24 protein-coding genes are annotated in these 26,079 nt (G+C 68.7%); 16 read left to right on the top strand and 8 right to left on the bottom strand.

Features of this window, described 5'->3' with window-relative positions:
• The first annotated feature begins 46 nt into the window (after positions 1-46).
• Genes LZ686_RS02780 through LZ686_RS02755 form a run of 6 tightly spaced genes read left to right on the top strand, consistent with a single transcriptional unit; the run spans position 47 to position 5,500 of the window.
• Entirely contained in the window at positions 47-1,000 is a 954-nt protein-coding gene (locus LZ686_RS02780; RefSeq protein ID WP_349546924.1) for an ABC transporter permease, read from the top strand.
• Between the two features lie 4 nt (positions 1,001-1,004).
• A complete protein-coding gene (locus LZ686_RS02775) occupies positions 1,005-1,886 on the top strand; it encodes an ABC transporter permease (RefSeq protein WP_349546923.1) in 882 nt (293 codons plus the stop codon).
• Positions 1,873-2,886 carry an ABC transporter ATP-binding protein gene (locus LZ686_RS02770; protein WP_349546922.1) on the top strand — a complete coding sequence of 338 codons (1,014 nt, stop codon included), beginning with the start codon at positions 1,873-1,875 and terminating at the stop codon, positions 2,884-2,886. Before LZ686_RS02775 ends, LZ686_RS02770 begins: the two co-directional genes overlap by 14 nt.
• A complete protein-coding gene (locus LZ686_RS02765; protein ID WP_349546921.1) occupies positions 2,883-3,860 on the top strand; it encodes an ABC transporter ATP-binding protein in 978 nt (325 codons plus the stop codon). Before LZ686_RS02770 ends, LZ686_RS02765 begins: the two co-directional genes overlap by 4 nt.
• 3 nt (positions 3,861-3,863) lie before the next feature.
• A complete protein-coding gene (locus tag LZ686_RS02760) occupies positions 3,864-5,033 on the top strand; it encodes an amidase (RefSeq protein ID WP_349546920.1) in 1,170 nt (389 codons plus the stop codon).
• A complete protein-coding gene (locus tag LZ686_RS02755; RefSeq protein ID WP_349546919.1) occupies positions 5,030-5,500 on the top strand; it encodes a RidA family protein in 471 nt (156 codons plus the stop codon). The genes LZ686_RS02760 and LZ686_RS02755 overlap by 4 nt, the downstream gene beginning before the upstream one ends.
• Here LZ686_RS02755 and LZ686_RS02750 read toward each other — a convergent pair.
• Positions 5,487-6,377 carry a LysR substrate-binding domain-containing protein gene (locus LZ686_RS02750; protein WP_139598389.1) on the bottom strand — a complete coding sequence of 297 codons (891 nt, stop codon included), beginning with the start codon at positions 6,375-6,377 and terminating at the stop codon, positions 5,487-5,489. The genes LZ686_RS02755 and LZ686_RS02750 overlap by 14 nt on opposite strands.
• A gap of 106 nt (positions 6,378-6,483) precedes the next feature.
• Here LZ686_RS02750 and LZ686_RS02745 point away from each other — a divergent pair, with 106 nt between their 5' ends.
• Both LZ686_RS02745 and LZ686_RS02740 read left to right on the top strand, forming a co-directional pair.
• Complete coding sequence (locus LZ686_RS02745) at positions 6,484-7,692, top strand: acyl-CoA dehydrogenase (RefSeq protein ID WP_349546918.1); 1,209 nt, start codon at positions 6,484-6,486, stop codon at positions 7,690-7,692.
• The gene (locus LZ686_RS02740) at positions 7,685-8,830 is read left to right on the top strand and encodes a CaiB/BaiF CoA transferase family protein (protein WP_349546917.1); all 1,146 of its coding nucleotides are present in this window, start codon (positions 7,685-7,687) and stop codon (positions 8,828-8,830) included. Before LZ686_RS02745 ends, LZ686_RS02740 begins: the two co-directional genes overlap by 8 nt.
• Here LZ686_RS02740 and LZ686_RS02735 read toward each other — a convergent pair.
• From LZ686_RS02735 to ribA, 5 genes are read right to left on the bottom strand one after another with little or no spacing between them, the layout of a single operon-like run.
• A complete protein-coding gene (locus tag LZ686_RS02735; protein WP_349546916.1) occupies positions 8,814-9,644 on the bottom strand; it encodes a RibD family protein in 831 nt (276 codons plus the stop codon). The two genes, LZ686_RS02740 and LZ686_RS02735, sit on opposite strands and share 17 nt — an antisense overlap.
• Before the next feature lie 20 nt (positions 9,645-9,664).
• Positions 9,665-10,438: a class I SAM-dependent methyltransferase gene (locus LZ686_RS02730; protein WP_349546915.1), complete on the bottom strand. Its 774-nt coding sequence runs from the start codon at positions 10,436-10,438 to the stop codon at positions 9,665-9,667.
• 2 nt (positions 10,439-10,440) lie between these two features.
• Positions 10,441-10,836, bottom strand: coding sequence for a 6-pyruvoyl trahydropterin synthase family protein (locus LZ686_RS02725; RefSeq protein WP_148912131.1), 396 nt, complete (start codon positions 10,834-10,836; stop codon positions 10,441-10,443).
• Positions 10,837-10,849: 13 nt separating this feature from the next.
• Positions 10,850-11,794 (bottom strand): zinc-dependent alcohol dehydrogenase, encoded by a 945-nt coding sequence (locus tag LZ686_RS02720; protein ID WP_349546914.1) that lies wholly within the window; start codon positions 11,792-11,794, stop codon positions 10,850-10,852.
• Positions 11,791-12,927, bottom strand: a complete 1,137-nt coding sequence (ribA, locus tag LZ686_RS02715) for a GTP cyclohydrolase II (RefSeq protein ID WP_394226067.1) — start codon at positions 12,925-12,927, stop codon at positions 11,791-11,793. Before ribA ends, LZ686_RS02720 begins: the two co-directional genes overlap by 4 nt.
• A 195-nt stretch (positions 12,928-13,122) precedes the next feature.
• Between ribA and LZ686_RS02710 the strand changes: the two genes are divergently transcribed.
• On the top strand, positions 13,123-13,854 hold the full coding sequence (locus tag LZ686_RS02710; protein ID WP_194885715.1) for an FkbM family methyltransferase: 732 nt from the start codon (positions 13,123-13,125) through the stop codon (positions 13,852-13,854).
• Here LZ686_RS02710 and LZ686_RS02705 read toward each other — a convergent pair.
• Complete coding sequence (locus LZ686_RS02705; protein ID WP_349546913.1) at positions 13,851-14,633, bottom strand: inositol monophosphatase family protein; 783 nt, start codon at positions 14,631-14,633, stop codon at positions 13,851-13,853. The genes LZ686_RS02710 and LZ686_RS02705 overlap by 4 nt on opposite strands.
• 185 nt (positions 14,634-14,818) lie before the next feature.
• On the opposite strand from LZ686_RS02705, the gene LZ686_RS02700 reads away from it, so the two are divergent.
• Together LZ686_RS02700 and LZ686_RS02695 are read left to right on the top strand one after the other, a co-directional pair.
• Positions 14,819-15,928 (top strand): efflux RND transporter periplasmic adaptor subunit, encoded by a 1,110-nt coding sequence (locus LZ686_RS02700; RefSeq protein WP_349546912.1) that lies wholly within the window; start codon positions 14,819-14,821, stop codon positions 15,926-15,928.
• Positions 15,925-18,993 (top strand): efflux RND transporter permease subunit, encoded by a 3,069-nt coding sequence (locus LZ686_RS02695; protein WP_349546911.1) that lies wholly within the window; start codon positions 15,925-15,927, stop codon positions 18,991-18,993. The genes LZ686_RS02700 and LZ686_RS02695 overlap by 4 nt, the downstream gene beginning before the upstream one ends.
• 3 nt (positions 18,994-18,996) lie before the next feature.
• Here LZ686_RS02695 and LZ686_RS02690 read toward each other — a convergent pair whose 3' ends face one another.
• Complete coding sequence (locus LZ686_RS02690) at positions 18,997-19,632, bottom strand: GntR family transcriptional regulator (protein WP_349546910.1); 636 nt, start codon at positions 19,630-19,632, stop codon at positions 18,997-18,999.
• Between the two features lie 92 nt (positions 19,633-19,724).
• On the opposite strand from LZ686_RS02690, the gene LZ686_RS02685 reads away from it, so the two are divergent.
• The 5 genes from LZ686_RS02685 (at position 19,725) to LZ686_RS02665 (ending at position 26,069) form a co-directional block, all read left to right on the top strand.
• Positions 19,725-21,302: a gamma-glutamyltransferase family protein gene (locus tag LZ686_RS02685; RefSeq protein ID WP_349546909.1), complete on the top strand. Its 1,578-nt coding sequence runs from the start codon at positions 19,725-19,727 to the stop codon at positions 21,300-21,302.
• A 10-nt stretch (positions 21,303-21,312) separates the two neighbouring features.
• Complete coding sequence (locus tag LZ686_RS02680; protein ID WP_148912138.1) at positions 21,313-22,293, top strand: bile acid:sodium symporter family protein; 981 nt, start codon at positions 21,313-21,315, stop codon at positions 22,291-22,293.
• Positions 22,294-22,369: 76 nt separating this feature from the next.
• Positions 22,370-22,897 carry a 2Fe-2S iron-sulfur cluster-binding protein gene (locus LZ686_RS02675; RefSeq protein ID WP_127898806.1) on the top strand — a complete coding sequence of 176 codons (528 nt, stop codon included), beginning with the start codon at positions 22,370-22,372 and terminating at the stop codon, positions 22,895-22,897.
• The gene (locus LZ686_RS02670; RefSeq protein WP_349546908.1) at positions 22,894-23,856 is read left to right on the top strand and encodes an FAD binding domain-containing protein; all 963 of its coding nucleotides are present in this window, start codon (positions 22,894-22,896) and stop codon (positions 23,854-23,856) included. Before LZ686_RS02675 ends, LZ686_RS02670 begins: the two co-directional genes overlap by 4 nt.
• Positions 23,853-26,069, top strand: coding sequence for a molybdopterin cofactor-binding domain-containing protein (locus tag LZ686_RS02665; protein ID WP_349546907.1), 2,217 nt, complete (start codon positions 23,853-23,855; stop codon positions 26,067-26,069). Before LZ686_RS02670 ends, LZ686_RS02665 begins: the two co-directional genes overlap by 4 nt.
• The last annotated feature ends 10 nt before the right edge of the window (positions 26,070-26,079 follow it).

Genomic DNA, 26,079 nt, shown 5'->3' with positions numbered 1-26,079 from the left:
ACCGGCCGCGCCCGTTGCGGGTGCGGCCCAGCCAGGGACGCATGACGTGCTCAGCTATTTCCTTCGACGCCTGATCCTGGTGTTGCCGGTGGCCTTCGGGGTGTCGGTCGTCTGTTTCGCTCTGGTGCAGATCGCGCCGGGCGACCCGCTGACGGCCATCATGCCGGTCGATGCCACCGCCGAACAGCAGGCCGCGATGCGCGCGGCATACGGTTTGGACAAGCCGGTGCCGGTGCAATACCTGATCTGGGTCGGCAACCTGCTGCAGGGAGAGATGGGCCGCTCGATCGCCTCGGGCCGCCCGGTGGCCGACGAGGTCTTCGGCGCGGTCGGCAATTCGCTGCTGCTGGCGGCGGCGGCGGCGGTGATCGCCTTTCCGATCGGCACCTTCCTGGGGTTCCTGGCCGGCTATTTCCGCGACACGGCGCTGGACCGGGCGGTGACGGCGCTGTCGATCACTGGGGTGTCGGTGCCGAACTATTGGCTGGGGATCGTGCTGGTCATCATCTTTTCGGTCAATCTGGGCTGGCTGCCCTCGATGGGCGCGGGGCCGGGCGGGTCGCAGGACTGGCAATGGGACTGGGCGCATCTGCGCCACCTGGTCCTGCCTGCGGTGACGCTGGCGGTGGTGCCCATCGGCATCGTCGCACGCACCGTCCGGGCGCTGGCGGGCGACATCCTGTCCATGGATTTCGTGACGGCGCTTTACGCCAAGGGTCTCAGCCGCGGTGACGTGCTGCGTCATGTGGCCCGCAACGCCGCCGCCACCGCCCTGTCGGTGATGGGGTTGCAGCTGGGATACCTGCTGGGCGGGTCGATCCTGATCGAGACGGTCTTCAACTGGCCCGGATCGGGGTTCCTTCTGTCCAACGCGATCTTTCAGCGCGACCTGCCGCTGTTGCAGGGGACGATCTTGGTGCTGGCCATGTTCTTCGTCGGCATGAACCTGATCGTCGATGTAGCCCAGGCCGCCATCGACCCCCGCGTGAAAAGGAACTGAGCGCATGGTTCAGGTGACCACGAACATCCCCGCCGTCCCGCCCGCGCAGCGCGGCTACTGGTCGGGCGTGCTGGCGCGGCTGCGGCGTGATCCGGTGTCGATGATCTGCGCAGGCGTGCTGGCGCTGTTGATCCTGTCGGCGGTCTTCGCACCCTGGCTGGGCCTGGCCGACCCCTATCAGGGCAGCATGATCGCGCGGCTGGCGGCTCCCGGCACGCCCGGCCACCTGCTGGGCACGGACGAGCAGGGCCGCGACATGCTGTCCCGCCTGATCTATGGCGGTCGCCTGACGCTGTTCATCGGGCTGATGCCGGTGGTGCTGGCGTTCTTCATCGGCGGCACCCTGGGGATCATCGCGGGCTATGTCGGCGGCATCACCAACACGATCATCATGCGGGTCGTGGACGTGTTCTTTGCCTTTCCGTCGGTCCTGCTGGCCATCGCCATCTCGGGCGCCCTGGGCGCGGGGGTGCTGAACAGCCTGGTGTCGCTGACCATCGTGTTCGTGCCCCCCGTGACCCGCGTGGCCGAGGCGGTGACCTCGGGCGTGCGGTCCTTGGACTATATCGACGCAGCGCGGGCCTCGGGGGCGAATGCGCTGACGGTGATCCGGGTGCATGTGATCGGCAACGTGCTGTCGCCGATCTTCGTCTATGCGACCTCGCTGACGTCCGTCTGCATGATCCTGGCGGCGGGGCTGTCGTTTCTGGGCATCGGCGTGCGCCCGCCCGAACCGGAATGGGGGCTGATGCTGAACACGCTGCGGTCGGCCATCTATGTGAACCCGTGGCTGGCGGCGCTGCCGGGGGTGATGATCTTTGCCACCTCGCTGTGCCTCAATCTGCTCAGCGACGGTTTGAGGAGTGCGATGAATGTCCGCGACTGACAAACCCCTGCTGAGCGTCCGCGACCTGAAGAAGCATTTTCCCATCAAGGGCGGCATCCTTGGCCGCACCCAGGCCATGGTCCAGGCCGTGGACGGCGTCAGCTTCGACGTCCGCGCGGGGGAAACCCTGGGCATCGTCGGCGAATCCGGCTGCGGAAAGTCCACCACGGCGAAACTGCTGATCGGCCTGGTGGACCGCGACGAGGGCGACATCGACCTGGGCGGCAAGTCCCTTGGCCGCGACGTCAGCCTGCGCGCGCTGCGCCGCGACATCCAGATGGTCTTCCAGGACAGCTATGCCTCGCTGAACCCGCGCATGACCATCCTGGACAGCATCGCGTTCGGCGCGCGCGTGCAGGGCCTGGACGATCCGGCGGGCCGGGCGCGCCGCCTGATGGCGCGGGTCGGTCTGGACCCCGACCGCTTTGCGGGCCGCTATCCGCACGAACTCTCGGGCGGGCAGCGCCAGCGCATCAACATCGCCCGCGCCCTGGTCATGTCGCCCAAGGTCGTGGTCCTGGACGAGGCCGTCAGCGCGCTGGACAAATCGGTCGAGGCGCAGGTCCTGAACCTGCTGTCGGACCTGCGGGCGGAATTCGGGCTGACCTATATCTTCATCAGCCATGACCTGAACGTGGTGCGATACATCTCGGACCGCATCCTGGTCATGTATCTGGGCGAGGTCGTGGAACTGGCCCCGGTCGACATGATCTGGGCCGAACAGGCGCATCCCTATACCCGGTCGCTGTTTTCCGCGATGCCGTCGATGGACCCGGACAACCGCACCCAGAAGCCGCCGCTGACCGGCGATCCGCCGAACCCCATCGACCCGCCGCCGGGCTGCCGGTTCCACACCCGCTGCGCCTTCGCGGCCGACATCTGCAAGACCCGTCACCCCGCCCTGGGGCCGATGGTCGCCGGGTCGCCGCATTGGGTCGCCTGCCACTTGCACGACCCGGCATCCGGCCATCCGCGCGCCGGACAGGGGGTGCCCGCATGACGCCGCTGTTGCAGATCGACAATCTGGACGTCCGTTTCAAGGGCGGGCGCACGGTCCATGCCATCAACGACCTGTCCCTGACCCTGATGCCGGGCGAAACCCTGGCCCTGCTGGGCGAGAGCGGGTCGGGCAAGAGCGTCACGCTGAAGACCCTGCTGCGCCTGCTGCCCGAGAAACGCACCGACCTGTCGGGCGACATCCGCTTTGACGGGACCGACATCATGACCCTGTCGGGGCGGGCGTTGCGGTCCTATCGCGGAGGCGACGTGTCGATGGTGTTCCAGGACCCCGGCCTGGCGCTGGACCCGGTCTATACCGTGGGCCAGCAGATCGCCGAGACGGTGATGCGCCACAAGGGCCTGTCCCGGGAGAACGCGATGGACGTGGCGCTGGACATGCTGCACCGCGTGCGCATCCCGTCGCCGAAACGGCGGCTGGCCAATTATCCGCACGAACTGTCGGGCGGCATGCGGCAGCGGGTGATGATCGCGCTGGCGCTGGCCTGCCGTCCGCGCCTGCTGCTGGCGGACGAGCCGACGACCGCGCTGGACGCGACCGTGCAGATCCAGATCCTGCTGCTGCTGCGCGAATTGCAGCGCGAATTCGGCATGGGGGTGATCTTCGTCACCCACGACATCGGCGTCGCGGTCGAAATCTCGGAACGCATCGCGGTCATGTATGCCGGCCAGATCGTCGAGGAAGGCACCACGCGCGACGTCATCCGCAACCCGCGCCACCCCTATACCCAGGGGCTGCTGGCCGCGAACCTGCATGACGTGGCGCGCGGAGCGCGGCTGGACGCGATCCCCGGTGCCCCACCGTCGCTGGAGGTGCGGCCGGACAGCTGTTCCTTTGCGCCCCGCTGTCCGATGGCGCTGCCGGCCTGCCGACAGGCGTTGCCGCCCGTCCTGACGCTCGGCCCCCGCCGCCGCGTGGCCTGCCTGCGCGCAGGCGAAACCCTTGCCGCAGAGTAGATCATGACCGACCCCTGGCACGCCTTTCTGCCCTATCCGCCCGTCCCGGTTCCCCATGCGCACCAGGGCCCGCTGTCGGGCCTGACCCTTGCGGTCAAGGACATCTATCACGTCGCCGGATACCGCACCGGGGCGGGGTGTCCGCTGTATCTGGCGGAAAGCCCGGTCCACGCGGACACCGCCCCCTGCGTCCAGCGCCTGCTGGACGCCGGAGCGCGCTTTGTGGGCAAGGTCCACACGGACGAACTGGCGTGGTCCATGTACGGCATGAATGCCCATTTCGGCACGCCCGTGAACCCGGCCGCCCCGGATCGCATTCCCGGCGGGTCGTCGTCGGGGTCGGCGGTCGCGGTGGCGGGCGGGCTGGCCGACATCGCCATCGGGTCGGATACCGGCGGCTCGGTCCGCGCACCCGCCAGCTTTTGCGCGACATGGGGGTGGCGGCCGACGCACGGCCTGATCCCGATGGCGGTCGCGATGGCGCTGGCGCCCAGCTTCGACGCCTGCGGGCTGTTCGCGCGCGACGGGACGGTGCTGGCCCGTGCCGCCGCCGTGCTGGTCGCGGATGCAGCCCCCGTGACCGCGCCGGACCTGATGGTGCCCACCGACATGCTGGCCCTGCTGGGGCCTGAGGCGCGCGCAGTCTGGCACGCCGGCTTCGGACATCTGCCTGCGCGCGGGGTGAGTGTCTATCCCGACGGGGTGGAAGCGGCCTATGCGACGTTCCTGACCGCGGTCATGGCGGATGCCAAGGAAACGATCCTGCCCTTCATCCGCGCGTCGCGCATGCCGCTGGTGCGCGGCATCGACGGGCGCGCCGACGCGGCCGACGCGCTGACCCCCGACCAGATCGCCCAGGGTCGCGGCGCGCGCGAGGCGTTCGCGCGGCACATGGACGCCCTGCTTGGCGCGAATGGCGTCCTGCTGGCCCCGGTCGTGCATGACGCGCCGTTCCGCCTGGACGCGCCCCAAGCGGTGTTCGACGGCTTTCGCCACGATGCGCAGCGGTTGCTGTGCGTGGCTGGCATGGCGCGGCTGCCGCAGGTCGTGTTTCCCGCCGGAACCGTCGACGGTGCGCCGTTCGGCCTGTCGCTGATCGGGCCGCGCGGGTCCGACCTGTCGCTTATCGCGCTGGCCTGCCAACTGTCCCGCCAACCGCAGGAGGCCGCATGACCTGTCCCATAGAGACGCGCCTGTCCGACCTGGGCCACGCGCTGCCGCCATCCGCCCCGTCGCGGGCGCTGTTTTTGCCCGGCAGGGTCAGCGGCAACCTGCTGTTCCTGTCGGGCCAGATCTGCGAATGGGCAGGGGTGCCGCAGTATTTCGGCCCCATCGGTCCCGGCTTTGACATGGCGGACGGGCAGGCGGCGGCGCGGATGTGCGCGCTGAATTTGCTGTTCTCGATCCGCGCGGTGGCTGGCTCGTTGTCACGGGTGTCGCAGGTGATACGGCTGGGCGGGTTCGTCGCCGCGCCGCCGGGCTATGGCGATGGACCGGCGGTCGTGAATGGTGCGTCGCAGCTGTTCATCGACCTGTGGGGCGATGCGGGACGCCATGCCCGCACCGCGGTCAACGTGGCCTCGCTGCCCGCCAATGCGCTGGTCGAGATCGAGGCGATCGTCGAGCTTACCCCGCCGTGACCTGATCCGCGATCCAGGTGCGAAACCGGGCAAAGGCCGGGTCACCCTGACGGCGGTCGGGCCATGCCAGCCAATAGGCGCCCTCGCCGGGAACGCCTGCGCGCAGGATCGGCTGCAGGCGGCCCTCGTCGATCTCGGGCTGGGCCAGATAGCTGGGCAGCAGCGCCACGCCAAGCCCCGCGATCGCCGCCTGGATCATCATCGAGAACTGGTCCATCACCATGCCCGACACCGCCGGCGGCGTGCCGCCCTGGGCCGCGAACCACGCGGACCAGCCCGAAGGCCGCGTCTCCAGCTGCAGCAGGGGCAGGCCCGCCATGTCCGAGGGATGCGCCACCGGATGATGCGCCAGCATCTGCGGCGAGGCGCAGGCCGTCAGGCGTTCGTCAAACAGCCGCAGGTGATGCGCGTCGGGCCAGTCGGGCTGGCCGAAGAAGATTACCGCGTCAAAGGCTTCGCTGGCAAAGCTGAAACGCTGGATCTTGGTCGAAAGGTTGATCGAGATGCCGGGATTGTCCGACAGGAACTGTCCGATCCGCGGCGCCAGCCAGCGCGTGGCGAAGGTCGGCAGCACCGACAGTGACAGCACCCCCCCGCCCGGATTGGCGATCAGCCCCATGCTGGCGCGCTGGATCACGTCCAGCCCCTGGGTGACGGACGCGGCATAGGTCACGGCCTCGGGGGTGGGGGTCAGGCGCTTGCGGTCGCGGGTGAACAGGGGCTTGCCCAGCTGCCGTTCCAGTGACGCGACCAGCCGGCTGACGGTGCTTTGCGTCAGGTGCAGCTCGTCCGCGGCGGCGGTGACGGACCCGTGGCGCATCACCGCCTCGAAGGCGATCAGTTGGGACAGGCTGGGCAGGAACCGACGTTGGCGCATAAGATCATTCATAGAATGCATGAACGCATGAGGAAATAGCGTTTTTCATGCGACGCTTGCCGGGTTACCCTGTGTCCAACAGTCATCACATGCAGGACCCAACGCCATGCTGGACAAGACAACCGTCGATCACAAGGGCACGGCCTTTGTCTGGGAGGACCCCTTCCTGCTGGACGACCAGCTGGAGGAGGATGAGCGGATGATCCGCGATACCGCCGCCTCCTTTGCCGCCGACAAGCTGGCTCCGCGCGTCACCGACGCCTATCTGAACGAACAGACCGACCCCGAGATCTTTCGCGAAATGGGGGCCAGCGGCCTTCTGGGCGTGACCATCCCCGAGGAATATGGCGGGGTCGGCGCGGGCTATGTGGCCTACGGCCTGGTCGCGCGTGAGGTCGAGCGGATCGACAGCGGATACCGCTCGATGATGTCGGTGCAGTCGAGCCTGGTGATGTTCCCGATCCATGCCTATGGGTCGGAGGAGCAGCGGATGAAGTACCTGCCCAAGCTGGCATCGGGCGAATGGATCGGCTGCTTTGGCCTGACCGAACCGGATGCAGGCTCCGACCCCGCCGGCATGAAGACCCGCGCGACCAAGACCGAAGGCGGCTATGTGCTGAACGGGGCCAAGATGTGGATCTCGAACAGCCCGATCGCGGATGTCTTCGTGGTCTGGGCCAAATCCGAGGCGCATGGCGGCAAGATCCGCGGCTTTGTCCTGGAGAAGGGCATGAAGGGGCTGTCGGCGCCGAAGATCGGCGGCAAGCTGAGCTTGCGCGCATCCATCACCGGCGAGATCGTCATGGAGAACGTGGAGGTGTCCGAGGACGCGCTGCTGCCCAATGTCAGCGGCATGTCCGGTCCCTTCGGCTGTCTGAACCGCGCGCGTTACGGCATCAGCTGGGGCGTGATGGGGGCGGCCGAGGATTGCTGGTTCCGCGCGCATCGCTATGGCATGGACCGCAAGCAGTTCAACCGCCCCCTGGCCGCGACGCAGCTGTTCCAGAAGAAGCTGGCCGACATGCAGACCGAGATCGCCCTGGGCCTGCAGGCCAGTCTGCGCGTCGGTCGCCTGATGGATCAGGGCCGCTTCGCGCCCGAGATGATCTCGATCATCAAGCGCAACAATTGCGGCAAGGCGCTGGATATCGCACGGATGTCGCGCGACATGCATGGCGGCAACGGCATCCAGGCCGAATATCACGTCATGCGCCACGCCCAGAACCTGGAGACGGTGAACACCTATGAGGGCACGCATGACGTCCATGCCCTGATCCTGGGCCGCGCGCAGACGGGGCTTCAGGCCTTTGCCTGATGGCCCGCTCTCCGGTCTGCGCGTCGTCGAGCTGGCGCGCATCCTGGCCGGCCCCTGGATCGGCCAGACCTTGGCCGATCTGGGCGCCGAGGTCATCAAGGTCGAGGCCCCCGAAGGCGACGACACGCGCCGATGGGGCCCGCCCTTCATCGACCGCCCCCGCGCCGACGGCACGGTGGAGACGGTCGCCGCCTATTTTCACGCCACCAATCGCGGCAAGACCAGCGTCACCTGCGACTTCAATGACGCGGGAGACCTGGAGCGTCTGCGCGCGCTGATCGACGGCGCCGATGTGGTGATCGAGAATTTCAAGGCGGGTGGCTTGGCGCGGTTCGGGCTGGATTACGCGACGCTTTCGGCGCGCAATCCGGGGCTGGTCTATGCGTCGGTTACGGGGTTCGGGCAGACCGGGCCGCGCGCCAGCCAGCCGGGATACGACTTCATGATCCAGGGCATGGGCGGCATCATGGAGCTGACCGGCGATCCTGCAGGTGATCCGCAGAAGGTCGGCGTGGCCTGGATCGACATCTTCACCGGCCTCTATGGCGTGATCGGCATCCAGGCGGCGTTGGCGGAACGGGCCCGGTCGGGGCGGGGGCAGCAGGTCGATCTGGCGCTGTTCGACTGTGCGCTGGGGGTGCTGGCCAATCAGGCGGCGAACCATCTGCTGGGCGGGGTCGAACCCGCGCGGCTGGGCAATGCCCATCCGAACATCGTGCCCTATCAGGTCTTTGCGGCTCGCGATGGGCATCTGATCATCGCCTGCGGGAACGACCGTCAGTTTCGCGCGCTGTGCCTGGCGCTGGATCTGCCCGCGCTGGCGAAGGACCCGACACTGGCCACCAATGCGCAGCGGGTGGCGGGGCGCGAGGCGCTTTGCGCGACCCTGGCGCGGGCGATGGAATCGCGCGATCGCGCCGACCTGATCGCGGCGCTGACCGCGGCCGGAGTGCCTGCAGGTCCGATCAACCGTGTCTCCGAGGCGCTGTCCGACCCACAGGCGCAGGCCCGGGGCATGGTCGTGTCGCCCGAGGGCATCGCGGGGTTGCGCACGCCCATCACCCTTTCGCGCAGCCCGACGGTGGCAAACGGTGCCGCCCCGGCCTTGGGCGAGGGTTCGTTCAACTGGCGGCGGTGACCAGCGGCTGCGGCGCATGCAGCGGCAGGATCGCCCGCGCCGCCTGATCGCCAAATGCGCAATCGAAGACGATGTCGCTGCCCATACCGAAGACGCGCGTGTCCGGGCGAAGCGCGTCCTTCAGCTTGTCCACCGGGGACAGGCTGGTCAGCCCCTGCGGCCCTGATCCGATGATCAGCGGTGCAATCGACACCTGCAGCCGGTCCAGCAGGCCAGCCTCCAGGAAACCGGTGATGGTGATGCCGCCACCCTCGATCAGCAGCGATCCAAGGCCCATGTTCCGCAGGCCTTCAAGCACCTGCGCCGGGTCCAGACGTCCGTCCGGGGCGGGCAGGCGCAACACCTCGATCCCCGGGGCGCGGGGTCGGTTTATGCCGGTGACAATGATCCGCCGCGCACCATCCGCCATCAGCACAAGCGCATCGTCGGGCAGCCGCCCGCGCGGGTCGATGACGATGCGCGCAGGGTTGTGGCCGCTGCACAGCCGCACAGTCAGGCGCGGCTGATCGTGCAGCGCGGTCTTGACCCCGATCACCACCCCGTCGACCAGCGCGCGCAGGCGGTGCAGATGGGCAAGACCTTCGGGGCCGGACACGTCACGCGCATCGCCGGTGGCCGTCGCGACCCGCCCGTCCAGCGACTGACCGATCTGCGCGATCGTGACCGGACCAAGATCGCGTCGTGCGACCGGCGCGTAAAGGTCAAGCGCCGCGCGTTCGCCGGCGCTGAACCGACCGCAGCAGGCGCAGGCCTGACCGGTGCGGACAGACAGAAGCCGGTCCCAGACCCGAGGGGTGACATCGACGGCATGCATGGGCGGTCCTCCTCTGGGGGTCAGGCCGTGCCGGGGGGCAGGGCCAGCATGTCATGATGCCCGATCAGGCAACGGCTATCGCCTGCCATGGCGATCCGGCTGCGGCCCCAATCGGTGGCGACGGACAGGCCGGTCTCGGATGCGGCCTCGGCGATGCCCTGGACCAGCGCGCGGTGCAGCGGGGCCTGATCGGGGCCGATCCGCCACGGGCTTTGGCCGGTGTGGACGTCGAAGCCCGCGTCACGGAAGATCTGCGTGGCGGTCACGGCCGCATCGGGCCCAAGCGCGGGGCCAAGTCCCTTGTCGCCGCGCTGATGGTCGTTGAACGCCCGCGTGACGTCCGCATCGCGCGGCAGCGCTGGGTCCCATGTCATGATGCCGTCATAGGACAGCGCCGCATAGAACGGCACGCCGGCATCGGCCAGTCGCGTGGCCAGCACAGCGATCCAGTCGGCGGGCATCAGGTCCAGCAGGGCCGATGCCGTGACCAGCGTCACGCCGTCCAGCGGCAGCCCGTCCAGGTCGCGCAGGTCCAGCTGGTGGATGGTGGCGCGGCCCGGCGCCTCGGTCGCCGCGCGATCCAGCAGGGCTGGATCATTGTCGACCAGGTGCCAGCGGGCATTGTCGGGCAGATGCGGGCCAAGCGTGCGCAGGGTCGATCCTGTACCGCAACCCAGGTCCAGCACGACCGGGTCCGGCCCGGCCAGAACCGCCGCCTGCGCCATCAGGGTCGCGTCGCGGGCGGCCATGTCGGCGGGTTCGCGCAGGCCCAGCCATTCCGCCGAAAACCCCATGCTCAGATATCCCCTTCGTACCAGGCGCGGGCCATGTGGCTTTCGTGCAGCAGGACGCGCAGCTTCTTGACGCGGCCGCCATCCTTCAGCCCGCCAGCCCGCACGGTGCCGGCCATCTGGTCGAAAATGTGCTTGCACAGGAATTCTGTGGTGGTCATTTTCCCTTTGAATTCAGGAATGTCGTCCAGGTTCTTGTAGCGCAGCGGAGCCAGCGTATCAGCCAGGGCTTCGGTTGCAAGGCCGATGTCGACGACCAGGCTTTCGTCATCCATCTCGGCGGCGAAGAAGGCGCAGTCTACGGTAAAGGTCGCGCCATGCACCCCTTGTGCCGGACCGAAGGTCGGCGATGGGAAGGAATGGGCGATCATGATGTGGTCTCGGACTTCGACGGCGAACATGGTGTCTCCAGGGTCAGTAGATGATGCGGTGGCACAGCGTGGCGGGGTCCGCCAGAATGCCGGGATAGGCGTCGGGCAGGTCGGCAAAGGCCGTCTGTCCCGAAATCAGCGCGTCCAGCCGCGCATCGCGAAGCAGGTCCAGCGCCTTGGTCAGGCGGCGTCGATAGGTCCAGCGCGGCGCACGGTCGGGCGGGATCCCGCCCACCTGCGTGCTGACGATGCGCAGGCGGCGGCTGTGGAACGCGCCGCCCAAGGGCAGGGCCACCTGTTCGGCGCCGTGCCAGCTGGCTTCGGCGATGGTGGCCTGCGGCCCGGCCAAGGACAGCGCCAGCACCAGCCCGGCTCGGGATGCGCTGGTATGGATCACCACGTCCTGATCACCGGGGGCATCATCGGGGGTTGTAAAGGCGCAGCGCAGGTCGCGCGTGATGGCGGCGCGTTCGGGCAGGGGGTCGATCACTGTGACCTCTGCCCCCGGCAGTCGCGCCGCCAGAGAGGCCGTCAGCAGCCCCACCAGCCCACCACCGACCACGGCGATGCGGTCACCCGCGCCCGCGCCGCTGTCCCACAGGATGTTCAGCGCGGTCTCCATGTTCGCGGCCATGATCGCGCGTTCCGGCGGCAACCCGTCGGGCAACGGGATCAGCGCATCCTCCGGCAGACGAAATTCGGTCTGGTGGGGGAACAGCGAAAAGACCATGCGACCGGCAAGCGCGCCGCCTTTTGCCTGACCGACATTGGCATAGCCGTACTTGACCGGAAACGGAAAGTCGCCTTCCTGGAACGGCGCGCGCATGCGGTCATGTTCGCTTGACGGCACCTTTCCCGACAGGACCAACCGCTCCGTGCCCCGGCTGATGCCGGAAAACAGGCTGCGGACATGGATGCCATCGCCGACCTGCGCGGGGCGCAACTGCGCCTCGCCCGGTGCGGTGCACCAGAGTGCGCGGGCCGTCATGCCAGCAGATGTCCCGACTTGCGTGCCTTGGTGTCCAGATAGCGGGTGTTCTCGGGACCGCGGCCTACCTTTAGCGCGACGCGGTCCACGACCTCGATGCCCTCGCTGTCCAGACGGGCAATCTTGGCGGGGTTGTTGGTCATCAGGCGCACGCGACCGATCCCCATCTGGCGCAGCAATGCGGCGCCCGTGCGGAAATCGCGTTCGTCATCCTCGAACCCAAGGCGGTGATTGGCCTCGACCGTATCCAGTCCCTGATCCTGCAGGCTGTAGGCGCGCATCTTGTTGGCAAGGCCGATGCCACGGCCTTCCTGGTTCAGATACAGCAGGACGCCGGTCCCGTTCGCCTCCATCGCGCGCAGGGCGGCCTGCAGTTGCGGGCCGCAATCGCATTTCAGACTGCCCAGCACGTCGCCGGTAAAGCAGGCGGAATGAAGACGCACCAGCACTGGCTGGCTGCGATCGGGCGTGCCGACCTCCACCGCGTAATGCTCGGGGCCGCCGTCGGGCGCGCGGAACACGTGCAGCCGTCCGTTTCGCGCCGCCAGCATCGGCACGCGGGCGTCCGACACGGGGCGGGGATCGCGGGGCAGCAGGATCTGGTTCAGGACGTCATCGGCGGCCAGGATGCCCAGATCGTTGCGCAGGGCGGTCTCGACGACATCGGGGCCGGTCACGACCAGAACGGCGGGCAGCAGTTCGGCCGCCTTGACCAGACGGATGGCGGCGCGGTGCAGCGGGGCGGGGGCGTGCTGCGGTGCCTGGGGCACGGCGGCCGATGCGGGCATCTGGCGCGACGGATCGGCCAAGGCCTGGATCCAGTCCAGACGTGCGCCGGCGGGAACCGGGATCAGGGCGACCTCACCCTCGTGGGGACGATGGCGCAGGGCGTCCGCGCGACGGGCCGTCAGCACCAGTTCGCCCCCGGAACCAAGGGCCGCGAACCGTTCCGGCGACAGCGTCTCGACCGGCAGGATCAGTGCAGCGGCAGGCTCGCCCAGCAGCACGACGGGCAGGCCAAGCCTGAGATCGGAGACCATGCGCGCAACCCGTTCGGCCGTGCGCAGCGCCAGCGGATCACCGGTCGCGGTGACCGAAAGCGCAGCGGGGGTGGTCGGGGGAAATACGTGCATTGGTCAACCTTCGTCCCTGCAAATTGAGGTGTCACGCAAGTCGCAACGTCTTGAAACACGTAGCAGTTCCGCAAAGGTTGCGGCGTTGTGGCAGAATGTCGCAAAGTTTCGCGCTGCGTTTCGGCACGCCCCGGTTTTCTGGACGCGGGCCGCCGATGGCCCTAGGCTGCGACTGTTCAAACCTGAGGATACCCGATGCAACTGCGTGCCTATCTGGGGCTGATCCGGTCGCTTGCCATCTACTACAACCCGCTGCGGCGCAGGCAGCTGCGGGCGTTCTATGGCGGGCTGCTGCAACCGGGCGACCTGGCCTTCGACATCGGCGCGCATGTGGGCAGCCGGGCGCGCGCCATGCGGGCCGCCGGGGCGAGGGTCGTGGCCTGCGAACCGCAGGAGCCGTTCGCGGGCTTTCTGCGCCGCAGCCTGCCGCGCGACATCGTGCTGGTGCAGCAGGCCGTCGGCCCGACGGAGACGGTGGCCCGCATGGCGGTGTCGTCGCTGCATCCGACGGTATCGTCGCTGAGCACCAGCTTTGCGGCCGAGGCGGCCGCTGCCCCCGGCTTCGAGCATGTCCGGTGGGACCGCAGCCAAGAGGTGCGGATGACCACTATGGACGCGCTGATCGCGGCACATGGCCTGCCCGATTTCGTCAAGATCGACGTCGAGGGGTTCGAACTGGACGTGCTGTCCGGGCTGGGCCAGCCGCTGCCGATGCTGTCGGTCGAATACCTGCCGGCGTTCCGCGACCGGACGCTGGCGGTGATCGACCGGCTGCAGGATCTGGGCCTCTACCGCTTCAATCCGGTGACCGGCGAGGCGGGCGGGTTCCTGTGGGACGACTGGCGCGACGCGGATGCCGTGCGCGCCTGGCTGAAGGGCCTCGACCCGCAGGGCGGGTCGGGCGATCTTTACGCGCGGCTGGCCTAGCGGTCCGCACGCAGCGCCGCGGCCAGTCGGTCGAAGATCGGCACCGGGGCGGTGATGACGGTCCCCGTCTCTTCGGGGCGTTCGTCGGGGGTCCAGCCTTCGACCCGCATCCCGGCCTCGCGGACCAGGACCAGACCGGCACTGATGTCCCAGGGACGCAGGCGGCGTTCCCAGAACCCGTCCAGCCGCCCGGCCGCCACATAGGCCAGATCCAGCGCCGCGGCACCCATCCGGCGCACCCCCGCTGTGCCCGGCAGCACCCGCGCCAGGTCGGCCGCGTGATCGTCGATGTAAGGCATGTTGCCGAACGGCAGGCCCGTCCCGAACAGCGCCGCGTCAAAGCCCGGCGGCGCGGCAGGGTCCAGACGGCGCCCGTTCAGCTGCAGCCCCGACCCAGTCATGGCGCTGAACGTTTCCGCCTTCAGCGGGTCGTGGACCACGCCCAGCACCAGCTGCCCGTCCTGTTCCAGCGCGATCGACACCGCCCAATGCGCGATCCCGCGCAGAAAGTTCGTCGTGCCGTCCAGGGGGTCCACGATCCAACGGCGCCGGCCGGGACGGGCGTCGGTCTCCTCGCCCAGCCAACCGTCGTCGGTGTTGGCGCCCAACAGGCGGTCGCGCAGCAGTGCCTCGGACTGGTGGTCGGCCTGCGACACGAAGTCGCCCTGACGCTTGGCGTCGATGGTCAGCAGATCGCGGTCGTTCCAATGCGCCTGCAGCAGCGCACCGGCTGCATGGGCGGCGTCGATCGCCAGGGTCAGGTCGTCGGTGGTACCCATCGGGGATCCTTTCAGGGGGCGGGCCGCATGCCCCCTGCGGAGGCAACGGGGGCGTATCCGGCCCCCTACACGGGATTATTAGTTGCACGATGCGCACCAAGGGGCAATCTGCGCGCAGCACCGCCCGGCGACAAGGGCGGCAGGAGGCCGACCGACCCCAGGCCCGTCACGGGAGAATACAGACCATGCGCTTCGTCAAGGCAACCATCGGCGCCATCGTGATCATCGCCGCGGCCGCCGGGGGAATGACGCTGTCGGACCGTCTGCTGAGCGAACCCGAACAGGCCCGCCGCCCGTCAGACGGCGCCGGAGAGGCGGTGCCGGTCGAGACCGTGGCCGTCCAGACCGCGCGGTTCGTCGACAGCGTCCGCGCCGTCGGCACCGCGCGTGCCCGCAGCGCGGTCGAACTGATGCCCGAGGCCAGCGGCCGCATCACCCGCATCGCCTTTCGCCCCGGCGCGCAGGTCGAACGCGGCGATGTCCTGCTGGAACTGGACGACCGCGCCGAACAGGCCGATCTGGCCGCCGCCGAGGCGACCCTGGCCGAGGCCGACGCCGCCTTTGCCCGCCAGGAACAGCTGAACGCCAGCGGATCGTCGTCGGACGCCGCCTTTCAGACCGCCCGCGCGGCCCAGCTGCGCGCCCAGGCCGAACGCGACCGCGCCCAGGTCCTGCTGGAGGACCGTCTGCTGCGCGCGCCGTTTTCCGGCGTCATCGGCCTGACCGACCTGGTCGAGGGGCAGATGCTGGACAGCGGCACCCCCATCGCCACGCTGGACGACCTGGAGGTGATCGAGGTGGATTTCGGCGTGCCCGAGACGCTGTTGCCGCGCCTGGCGGTCGGGCAGGGGGTCCAGCTGCGGTCCTCGGCCTGGCCCGACCGGGTCTTCGACGCGACGATCAGCCTGATCGACACGCGGGTCGATGCCGCCACGCGGTCGATCGCGCTGCGCGCGCAGATGCCGAACCCCGACCGGGCCCTGACCGGCGGGATGTTCCTGCAGGTCGAGCTGGTCCTGGATCAGCGCGAACGCCCCGCGGTCCCCGAATCCGCGCTGAGCGTCGAGGGCGACGTCCAGCGCGTCCTGATCGTGCAGGGGAACGAGGCGGCCTGGGCCGACATCCAGGTGGGTCAGCAATCCGACGGCCTGGTCGAGGTCCTGGCGGGCCTGGACCTGGGCACCCAGATCATCGTGTCGAACCTGCACCGCGTCGACGCCGGCACCGTCGTCACCGCCACGCCGCGCCCCGACCGGACCGCCACCGCCGAACCCCTGGTCGGAGCCGACGGATGAGCGTCCCTGATTTCGCCCTGCGCCGCCCGGTCTTCGCAACCGTCATCAACCTGCTGATCGTGCTGATCGGGGCGGTGGCCATCACCCGCCTGCCGGTCCGCGAGCTGCCCTCAGTCGAGGCGGCCGAGGTCAGCGTCCGCGTGAACTATACCGGCGCCGCGCCCGATGTGGTCGACAACCAGCTGGCCACGGTGATCGAGGGCGCGCTGGCCGGGGTCAGCGGCGTGACCGCCATGCGCACCAGCTCTGACCGGGGACGGATGCGCAGCGTGCTGACATTCGACCCGGGACGCGACATCGACAGCGCCGCCAACGACGTGCGCGCTGCCGTCGAACGGGTGCTGAACGACCTGCCCGACGGCGCGGACACGCCCCGCGTGGAAAAGAACGACGATGAGGGCGACCCGGTGATCCGGCTGGCCCTGTCCAGCCCGTCGATGACGCCGCTGGAACTGTCCGATTACGCCAGCCGCTTCATCACCGATCGCCTGGCGCGCCTGCCCGGCGTGGCCAATGCGCAGATCTTTGGCGAGCGCGCGCCGTCGATGCGCATCTGGCTGGATCAGTCGCGCATGGCCGCCTATGGCATCACCACCAGCGACATCATCGGCGCGCTGCAGGCCAACAACGTCGAACTGCCCGCGGGCCAGATCGAGACGAACGCCCGACAGCTGCAGGTGCTGGCGCAGACGCGCTTTACCTCGGCCGACGTGTTCCGCCAAGTCGTGCTGCGCGACGAGGGCGGGCGCCCTTTGCGTCTTGGCGACGTCGCGCGGATCGAGGAAGGGGCCGAGGACACCACGACCATCTATCGCGCCAACGGCACCGTGGCCCTGGGCCTGGGCGTCCAGCCGCAGGCGCAGTCGAACACCGTCGCCATCTCGACCGCCGTCCGGGCGGAACTGGACCGCATCCGCGACACCCTGCCCGACGGCATGGCGCTGACCATCACCACGGACGAGGCGGTGTTCATCGAAAGCTCGATCGAACAGGTCCTCAAGGTGTTCCTGGAGGCTGTGGCCCTGGTCACCGCGGTGATCTTCCTGTTCCTGGGGTCGCTGCGGCTGTCGCTGGTGCCCATCGTCACCATCCCGGTATCGGCCCTGGGCGCCGCATTGGGGATGCTGGCCCTGGGGTTCACGATCAACATCCTGACGCTGTTTGCGTTGATCCTGGCGATCGGCCTGGTCGTCGACGACGCCATCGTCGTGCTTGAGAACATTCAGCGCCACCGCGCCATGGGCAAGTCGCGGGCCGAGGCCGCGCGGCAGGGCGCGGGGCAGGTCAGCTTTGCCGTCATTGCCACCACCGCCGTGCTGATCGCGGTCTTTGTCCCGGTCAGCTTCATGGACGGGGAACTGGGCCAGCTGTTCGCGGAATTCGGCATCGTGCTGGCCATCGCGGTGGCCGTGTCGGGCCTTGTCGCGCTGACCCTGTCACCGGTGCTGGCCGCGCGAGTGATGCCGCGAGAGGATCGTCCGAACCTGCTGACCCGCACAATGAACTGGGCCATCGTCTGGCTGGAACGCGGCTATGACCGCATCCTGCGGGTGCTGATCGCGCGGCCCGTGGTCATCCTGGCGGGCACGGCCTTCCTGGTCGCCGGGGCGGTGTCCGTCTATCAGGCGCTGCCGCGCCAGCTGACCCCGGACGAGGATCGCGGCAGCTTCCGCATCATTCTGAACGCGCCCCAGGGGTCGAACCTGGAATATACCGACGCGGCGACCCGGAAGGTCGAGGCGATGATCCAGCCGCTGCGCGATCAGGGCATCGTGGAAAACGTCACCGCCATCGTCGGGCTTGGCGCGAATGCGCGCCGGGCGCTGCTGTTCGTCAACCTGTCGCCGTGGGACGGCCGCGATGTCAGCGTGGAGGAGGTCATGGCCGACCTGCGCCCGCAACTGTCCGCGATGACCGAGGTGTCAACCTCGATCCGCCCGTCGGGTGGCCTGGGCCTTGGCGGCGGCAGCGGAAGCATCAGCTGGTCCATCGGCGGGCCGGACCTGGACCGCGCCGCCGCATGGGCCGAGGACGTGGCCGCCCGACTGGCCGATGCGCCGGGCCTGTCCGGGATCGAGGTCGATTACGCGGCCAACCAGCCGGGCGCGTCGCTGGACATCGACCGCACCCGCGCCCAGGACCTTGGCCTGGACAGCGAAACCGTGGCCCAGACCCTGCAGGTGCTGTTCGCGTCCCGCACCGTCGGTGAATACACCAGCGACGGCCGCCAGTACCCGGTCATCCTGCAGGCGGCCCCCGAAGACCGCGACAGCGTTCAGGACATGCTGTCCGTGCTGATCCGCAACACGCGCGGCGACCTGATCCCGCTGTCGGCCTTTGCCGATGTCACAACCGGGGCCACGGTCCCGTCGATCGCGCGGAACGACCGCCTGATTTCGGTCAACACCGAGGCCGATCTGGTCGAGGGGACCGACCTGGCCCGCGCCATCACCCTTGTCGAACAGGCCGCGGCCGAGCTGCCGGCGGGCGCTCTGCTGGTCTGGCGCGGTCAGGCGGCGGATTACCAGGAGAACCAAGGCGGCGTCGCGACAGTCTTCGGAATGGCGCTGCTGATCGTGTTCCTGGTGCTGGCGGCGCAGTTCGAGAGCTTTCGCACGCCGCTGACCATCATGCTGACGGTGCCCCTGGGCCTTGCAGGGGCGGTGGCGACGCTGCTGCTGACGGGGGCGTCGGTGAACATCTTTTCACAGGTGGGGATGATCCTGCTGATCGGAATCATGGCCAAGAACGGCATCCTGATCGTCGAGTTCGCCAACCAGCTGCGCGAGGAGGGCCGCGATCTGGTCACCGCCGCGCGCGAGGGGGCGGTGACGCGCCTGCGGCCCGTGCTGATGACGACCATCGCCACGATCCTGGGGGCCGTGCCCCTGGCGACCGCGACGGGGGCGGGGGCGGAAAGCCGCCGCGCCATCGGTGCGGTCATCGTGGGCGGGCTGTCGCTGGCCTTCGTGCTGACGCTGCTGCTGACGCCGGTGATCTATGTACTGATCGAACGGATCGGGCGCCGGGACGTGCCCGCGACCGATCCTCAGCCCGCGGAATAGCGGTCATTCCCGCCCCGCGATCATCTCCAGGATGACGCCAAGCGAGGTGCCCATATGCGCCCGCATCAGGTCGGCCGCGCGATCCGCGTCGCGCGCCGTGATCGCGCCCAAGATTGCTCGATGTTCCGCCCGCGAGGTTTCGATGCGCGCCGCGCGGACCTGGAACTGCGCGTTGCGCCACGGCAGGCTGCGCCGGTTCAGGTCGGCCAGCAGGTCGGCCAGCACGGCGTTTCCCGCGCCTTGGCGCAACGCCTCGTGAAAGCGCATGTTGGCCTGGGCGTAATCCGCGCCGGGCAGGTCGTCGCGGTCCAGGATGCCCGCCAGCAGCGCATGGTCGGTCGGGGTCATCCGCAGCGCGGACAGGCTGGCGCACAGCGCCTCCAGTTCCGCCAGGGCCTCGAACAGGTGGCGCAGGGCGTCGCTGCCCATGCGGCGCACCAGGAACGCCCGGCGGGGGCCGCGTTCAACCAGCCCTTCGGCGGCCAGCCGCTGCAACGCCTCGCGCACCGGGGTCCGGGACAAGCCGAACCGCGCGGCAAGGGTCGTCTCTCCCAACGGGTCGCCGGGACGCAGCGTGCCCGCGATGATCTGCGCGGAAAGCGCATCGTGGATCTGATCGGCCGAACGGATGGCAGGCATCGGGAATTCCGTCAATTGTATTCCTGTGCCTGCCACATGTATACATACCGCAGCCGCTTGACCATGTGATTCCTCGCCGGAGAGCCTGTTCCATGACCGCATTCGATTTCCTGTCGGGCCGCAGGCCGTCCACCCTTGCCGGTCGTGCGATGGTCGCCACCTCGCACCCGCTGGCCAGCGCGGCGGGTCTGGCCATCCTGGCCGAGGGCGGGAACGCGGTCGACGCCGCCATCGCCGCCAGCGCGGTGCAGGCGGTAGTCGATCCGTTGATGACCGGGATCGGCGGCGACTGCTTTGCGCTTTATGCACCGGCAAACGGGCCGGTGCGCGCACTGAACGGGTCGGGCCGCGCCCCCGCCGCGGCGACGGTCGAGGCGCTGCAGGCCGCGGGTCTGACCGACACCATTCCCCAGACCAGCGCGCATGCGGTGACCGTGCCCGGCGCAATCTCCGCGTGGTGCCGCCTGCATGCCGATCTGGGCCGCCTGCCGCTGTCGCGCCTGTTCCGCGACGCGATCGGCTATGGCCGCGACGGGTTTCCCGTCACCCCCCGCGTCGCCCAGGACTGGGCCGAAGGGCAGGCCACCGTCGCAGGCGATCCGCATGCGGCGGCGCATTTCCTGCCTGTCCCGGATGCCGGCGCCCGCTTTGCCCAACCCCTGCTGGCCGACCGTTTGGAGGAGATCGCGGCCCACGGCCCGGCCGCCTTCTATCAGGGCGACACCGCGGCATGCATGGTCGCGCATCTGCGATCCTTGGGCGGGCTGCACACCCAGCAGGATTTCGCGGATGCCACCGACGGCGCCGAATGGGTCGAACCGATCAGCGCCCGCTATCGCGGGTTCGACGTCCATGAATGCCCACCGAACGGGCAGGGGCTGGCCGCGCTGTTGATCCTGAAGATCATCGAGGGGTTCGACATGGCCGCGCTGTCCGTGGCCGACCGCATCCATGTCCAGGCCGAGGCGACGAAGCTTGCCTATCATCACCGCGACGAACTGCTGGGCGATCCCGATCATTGCGCCGGGCTGACCGAGGCACTGATGTCGGAGGCCGCCATCGCGGCCCTGCGCGCCCGCATCGACTTGGCCCGCGCCCAGGCCCCGGCCCTGTGGGACGAGCCCGAGCACAAGGACACCATCTATCTGTGCGTCGTTGACGCCGAGGGGAATGCGGTGTCCTTCATCAATTCGATCTTCCACGGCTTCGGGTCCGGGCGGCTGGACCCCGCGACCGGCGTGCTGTTCCAGAGCCGCGGTGCGTCGTTCCGTCTGATCCCCGGCCATCCGAACGCGATCGGCCCGCGCAAGCGCCCGATGCACACGATCATTCCCGGCATGGTGACCCAGGGCGGCCGCACGGTCATGCCCTTCGGCGTGATGGGCGGACAGTACCAGGCGGCGGGCCACGCGGCCTTCCTGTCGGCGGTGATCGACCGCGGCCTGTCGCTGCAAGCGGCCATGGACGAGCCGCGGACCTTTGCCACCGACGGCGTGCTGCAGGTGGAACCGACCCTGCAGCAGGACATCTGCGACGATTTGGCCGAGCGCGGCCATGTTATCAAGCGCCTGACCGGCCCGATGGGCGGGGCGCAGGCAATCCGCATCGGCAACGGCCTGCTGGAAGGCGGGTCGGACAGCCGCAAGGACGGCATGGCCATCGGCCTGTAAGGAGACGGAGATGGGCTTTCTGAAACGCATCGGAATCGACAGCTACATGCTGATGCTGCTGGGCACCGTCATGGTGGGCCTGGTGCTGCCGGCGCGGGGCGTGGCGGCCGACGCCCTGGGTCAGGTGACCTATTGGGCGGTGGCGCTGCTGTTCTTTCTGTACGGGGCCAAGCTGGATCCGGCTTCGGTCAAGGCGGGGATGCTGAACTGGCGCCTGCAGGGACTGACATTCGCCGCGACCTATCTGATGATCCCGGTGCTGGGCATGGCATTCGCGCTGATCTTCGGCGATCTGCTGGGACCGCAGGTCACGCTGGGGCTAGTGTTCCTGGCGGTGCTGCCCTCGACGATCCAAAGCTCGATCGCCTTCGTGTCGATGGCGGGGGGCAACGTCCCCGCGGCGATCTGCGCGGCGTCGTTGTCGAACCTGGTCGGCGTGGCGCTGACCCCGGCGCTGGTCGCGGTGCTGTTGAAGACCGGAGAGGGCGGCGTCAGCCTGGACGCTGTGCTGCGCATCGGCACGCAGATCCTGCTGCCCTTCGTCCTGGGCCAGATCCTGCGCCCGTGGGTGGGGGCGTTCGTGCGCAACCGCAAGACGCTGACCCTGGTCGTGGACCGGGGCGCGATCCTGCTGATCGTCTATTCGGCCTTCAGCGCGGGCACGGTGTCGGGCCTGTGGGCGTCGATCCCGCCGACCGCCCTGATCGCGCTGATCGCGGTCATGCTGGTGCTGCTGGCCTGCGTCTTCGGAATGATGGTCGGGGCGGGCCGCGCCTTCGGCCTGCCACTAGAGGACAGGATCGTGCTGTTCTTCTGCGGGTCGACCAAGAGCCTTGCGACGGGCCTGCCCATCGCCACCGCGCTGTTCCCGGCCGAGACCGTCGGGGCCACCGTCCTGCCCGTCCTGGTCTATCACATGGCACAGCTGCTGATCTGCGCGATGATCGCGCAGAACCGGGCGCGGCGGAACGCCACGGCCCTGGTGGCGTAAGGACGAAAAGACATGGGAACCGGGTTGCCCGGCCCACGTTGCCTTGGACCCAGCACCGCGGTCCAAGGAGCCCCCAATGGCACAACGCCCCGCCGCCAGGTTGTCCGTCAACGGCCAATCCCATGAATATCACGGCGACCCCCGCCGCAGCCTGCTTGACGTCCTGCGTCTGGACCTTGGGCTGACCGGCACAAAGAAGGGTTGCGACCACGGTCAATGCGGCGCCTGCACCGTCATCGTCAACGGTCGCCGCATTAACTCCTGCCTGACGCTGGCCGTCATGCATGACGAAGATGAGATCACCACGATCGAAGGCATCGGCACGCCCGATGCGCTCTCGACCCTGCAGGCGGCCTTCGTGGCCCATGACGGGTTCCAGTGTGGCTATTGCACGCCCGGCCAGATTTGTTCGGCCACCGCGATGATCGAGGAGATCCGGCAGGGCTGGCCCAGTGCCGTCACTGCCGATCCGGCCGACAAGCCCGCCGTCGCCGATGCCGAGATCCGCGAACGGATGAGCGGCAATCTGTGCCGCTGCGGCGCCTATGACAACATCCTGGCCGCCATCCGCGACGCCATGGCCCAGACGGAGGCCGCGCAATGAAGGCATTCGAATACGACCGCGCGGGCGATCTGGCCCAAGCCGTCGGCAGCCCCGCGATGCTGATCGCCGGCGGCACCAACCTGCTGGACCTGATGAAGCTGGAGGTCGCGACCCCCGATGCCCTGCTGGACATCACCCGCGTCGGCCTCCAGGAGATCACCCCCGAGGGTGCCGGTCTTCGCATCGGCGCGCTGGTCAGCAACTCGGACTGCGCGGCGCATCCGCGCATCCGTGCCGACTGGCCGCTGCTGTCGCGCGCCATTCTGGCCGGTGCCAGCCCGCAGTTGCGCAACAAGGCGACGATGGGCGGCAACCTGTGCCAGCGCACGCGCTGCAGTTATTTCATGGACGGGCGGTCGCCTTGCAACAAGCGCGAACCGGGCACAGGCTGCGCGGCGCAGGGGGGCGTGAACCGCAACCATGCGATCTTGGGCGCGTCCGATGCCTGCATCGCGACCTATCCGGGCGACATGGCCGTGGCTCTGTCAGCCCTGCGCGCCACGGTCGAGACCGAAGGTCCTGACGGCACCCGTGAAATTCCGATGCGCGATTTCCACCGCCTGCCGGGGGACGATCCGTCGCGCGACAACGTGCTGAAGGCGGGTGAGGTCATCACCGCCATCCGCCTGCCGGCACCGTTCGGGGGACGTCAGCTGTATCGCAAGGTGCGCGACCGGGCATCCTATGCCTTTGCGCTGGTGTCAGTGGCTGCGGCGGTTCGTATTGACAACGGCCGCATCGACGCCGCGCAACTGGCGTTCGGAAGCATTGCCCACAAGCCGTGGACCGACGACCGCGTCGAGACGCTGCTGGTCGGGGAACGCCCGACGCCCGCGCTGTTCGACAAGGCCGCCGACCTTCTGCTGGAAGATGCGCGCGGCCAGGGACACAACGATTTCAAGATCACGCTGGTCCGCCGCGCCCTTGCGGCGGTGCTGGCGGAAGCCACGGGGGAATGACGATGAGCGATACCTATGACACCCCCGACACCCGCGACATGCTGGACCGCACCCGCCAGGGGGTGATCGGCAAGCCGCTGGACCGGCCGGAAGGCCCGCTGAAGGTGGCGGGCACCGCGACCTATGCCGCCGAATATGCGCGCGAGAACTGCGCCGAGGGCGTGCTGGTCGGCGCGACGATCAGCACCGGTCGGGTCAGGAAGATCAACCGCGACGTCGTGATGGCGATGCCCGGCGTTCTGGGCGTCTATTCCTCGGAACGGATGCTGCGCCGTGCGGCGCAGGGCACCGCGGGCGAGGCCCCCGAGCAGGACGTCTCGAAGGTCGACTTTCCGATGCAGCCGGTGGCCCTGGTCGTCGCCGAGACGTTCGAGCAGGCGACCAATGCCGCAAAGGCGCTGGACATCGAATACGAGGACCAGTCCGGCGACGCGCAGTTCCTGCCCGACGCCGCAGATGCGGAACCGGCCGCAGATCCGATCAAGGCGGGCGATTTGGACAAGGCCATGCGCGACGCCGCGCATTCCGTCGATCTGACCTTCACGACCCCCGGCCATGCCAGTGCCGCGATGGAACCGCATGCGGCGGTCGCGGAATGGAACGGCAAGGATCTGACCCTGTGGGGCAGCCTGCAGATGCTGACCTATAACGTGGCAGAATTGGCCGACAGCCTGGGGATTGATCCCAAGCACGTGCATCTGCTGTCGCCTTATGTCGGCGGCGGGTTCGGCTCCAAGCTGGGCATCTCGCATGAGGCGGTCGCCGCGGCGATTGCCGCCAAGGAACTGGGGCGCCCGGTCCGTGTGGTCATGAGCCGCCAGCAGGTGTTCCAATCGATCATGCGCCGGTCGGAAACCGAACAGCGCATCCGTCTGGGGTGCGGCCCCGACGGTCGCCTGACCGCCTTTGCCCATGAGGCGCTGGTGTCGAACCTGCCCGGAGAAAGCTTTTCTGAACCGGTGACGCAGGCGTCCGAATTCCTCTACGCCGGCGAGAACCGCCTGCTGGCAGTGCGCAAGTCCGACATCACCCGTCTGACCGCCGGTTCTGTCCGTGCGCCGGGCGAGGCCGTCGGCATGCAGGCCCTTGAGGTCGCGATGGACGAACTGGCCGAAGCCACTGGCATCGACCCGGTCGAATTGCGCAAGCGCAACCTTCCCGACGAGGTGCCGGGCGAGGGTACGCCCTATTCGTCGCGCAGACTGGTCGAGGCTTTGGATGCCGGCGCTGCAGCCTTTGGCTGGGACAAGCGCAGCGCCACTCCCTGCGCGCGGCGCGAGGGTGAATGGTGGATCGGCATGGGCGTGGCATCCGCCGCACGCGTGAACATCCTGGCCAAGGCCGAGGCCCGGGTGACCCTGACCGCCGATGGCCATGTGGTGGTCGAGACCGATCACACTGATATCGGCACCGGCAGCTATGCCATCCTGGGTCAGGTCGCAGCAGAGATGCTGGGCCAGCCGATCGAGCGCACCACCGTCCGTCTGGGCGACAGCCGCCTGCCGTCCGGCGCCGGTTCGGGGGGCAGCTGGGGCGCGTCGTCGACGGGTTCGGCGGTGTTTCTGGCCTGCGAGGCGATCCGCGCAACCTTGGCACAGGCGCTTGGCTGTGCGTCCGACGACCTGCTGCTGCAGGACGGCAAGGCCTGGGCCGAGGGCGTCGAGCCGCGTCCCGTGACCGACCTTCTGTCCGAGGATCTGACGCGGACCGGCAAGATCGAACCGGGCAAGCTGATGGAGAAGGTCAACCAGTCGACCTATGGCGCCTTCTTCTGCGAGGTCGCGGTCAATGCCTTCACCGGAGAGACGCGTCTGCGCCGCATGACCGGGGCATTCGGCTTTGGCCGGGTGCTGAACGCCAAGACGGCGCGGTCGCAATGTCTGGGCGGCATGGTCTGGGGCATCGGCAGTGCATTGACCGAGGAGCTGTCCTTTGACAGCCGCGACGGTCATCTGGTGAACCACGATCTGGCCGAATACCATGTGCCGGTCCATGCGGACATTCCCGACATGGAGGTTATCCTGCTGGAGGAGCGCGATCCGCACGCATCGCCCATCCAGGCCAAGGGTGTCGGCGAACTGGGCATCTGCGGGGCGGCGGGGGCGGTGGCGAATGCCATCTACAATGCCTGCGGCGTGCGTCTGCACGATTTCCCGATGACGCCGGACAAGCTGCTGGCCCATCTGCCCGATCCCTTCGCCCCGGCGGCGTGATCGCATGCGG

Origin of the sequence: Paracoccus sp. NFXS7, from assembly GCF_040148865.1 — a bacterium.
In the GTDB taxonomy this organism is placed as follows: domain Bacteria; phylum Pseudomonadota; class Alphaproteobacteria; order Rhodobacterales; family Rhodobacteraceae; genus Paracoccus; species Paracoccus marcusii.
The sequence above is the reverse complement of the archived record's forward strand: the minus strand, read 5'-3'. Positions and strand labels throughout refer to the sequence as shown.

Bases quoted from the DNA above. Each gene is read 5' to 3' on its own strand.
- LZ686_RS02705 (WP_349546913.1), bottom strand. From the start codon at position 14,633: ATGGGTACCACCGACGACCTGACCCTGGCGATCGACGCCGCCCATGCA.
- LZ686_RS02725 (WP_148912131.1), bottom strand. From the start codon at position 10,836: ATGTTCGCCGTCGAAGTCCGAGACCACATCATGATCGCCCATTCCTTC.
- LZ686_RS02665 (WP_349546907.1), top strand. From the start codon at position 23,853: ATGACGATGAGCGATACCTATGACACCCCCGACACCCGCGACATGCTG.
- LZ686_RS02670 (WP_349546908.1), top strand. From the start codon at position 22,894: ATGAAGGCATTCGAATACGACCGCGCGGGCGATCTGGCCCAAGCCGTC.
- LZ686_RS02695 (WP_349546911.1), top strand. From the start codon at position 15,925: ATGAGCGTCCCTGATTTCGCCCTGCGCCGCCCGGTCTTCGCAACCGTC.
- LZ686_RS02710 (WP_194885715.1), top strand. From the start codon at position 13,123: ATGCAACTGCGTGCCTATCTGGGGCTGATCCGGTCGCTTGCCATCTAC.
- LZ686_RS02775 (WP_349546923.1), top strand. From the start codon at position 1,005: ATGGTTCAGGTGACCACGAACATCCCCGCCGTCCCGCCCGCGCAGCGC.
- LZ686_RS02730 (WP_349546915.1), bottom strand. From the start codon at position 10,438: ATGGGGTTTTCGGCGGAATGGCTGGGCCTGCGCGAACCCGCCGACATG.
- LZ686_RS02765 (WP_349546921.1), top strand. From the start codon at position 2,883: ATGACGCCGCTGTTGCAGATCGACAATCTGGACGTCCGTTTCAAGGGC.
- LZ686_RS02760 (WP_349546920.1), top strand. From the start codon at position 3,864: ATGACCGACCCCTGGCACGCCTTTCTGCCCTATCCGCCCGTCCCGGTT.
- ribA (WP_394226067.1), bottom strand. From the start codon at position 12,927: ATGCACGTATTTCCCCCGACCACCCCCGCTGCGCTTTCGGTCACCGCG.
- LZ686_RS02735 (WP_349546916.1), bottom strand. From the start codon at position 9,644: ATGCATGCCGTCGATGTCACCCCTCGGGTCTGGGACCGGCTTCTGTCT.
- LZ686_RS02770 (WP_349546922.1), top strand. From the start codon at position 1,873: ATGTCCGCGACTGACAAACCCCTGCTGAGCGTCCGCGACCTGAAGAAG.
- LZ686_RS02675 (WP_127898806.1), top strand. From the start codon at position 22,370: ATGGCACAACGCCCCGCCGCCAGGTTGTCCGTCAACGGCCAATCCCAT.
- LZ686_RS02755 (WP_349546919.1), top strand. From the start codon at position 5,030: ATGACCTGTCCCATAGAGACGCGCCTGTCCGACCTGGGCCACGCGCTG.
- LZ686_RS02750 (WP_139598389.1), bottom strand. From the start codon at position 6,377: ATGCGCCAACGTCGGTTCCTGCCCAGCCTGTCCCAACTGATCGCCTTC.
- LZ686_RS02685 (WP_349546909.1), top strand. From the start codon at position 19,725: ATGACCGCATTCGATTTCCTGTCGGGCCGCAGGCCGTCCACCCTTGCC.
- LZ686_RS02700 (WP_349546912.1), top strand. From the start codon at position 14,819: ATGCGCTTCGTCAAGGCAACCATCGGCGCCATCGTGATCATCGCCGCG.
- LZ686_RS02680 (WP_148912138.1), top strand. From the start codon at position 21,313: ATGGGCTTTCTGAAACGCATCGGAATCGACAGCTACATGCTGATGCTG.
- LZ686_RS02745 (WP_349546918.1), top strand. From the start codon at position 6,484: ATGCTGGACAAGACAACCGTCGATCACAAGGGCACGGCCTTTGTCTGG.
- LZ686_RS02720 (WP_349546914.1), bottom strand. From the start codon at position 11,794: ATGACGGCCCGCGCACTCTGGTGCACCGCACCGGGCGAGGCGCAGTTG.
- LZ686_RS02690 (WP_349546910.1), bottom strand. From the start codon at position 19,632: ATGCCTGCCATCCGTTCGGCCGATCAGATCCACGATGCGCTTTCCGCG.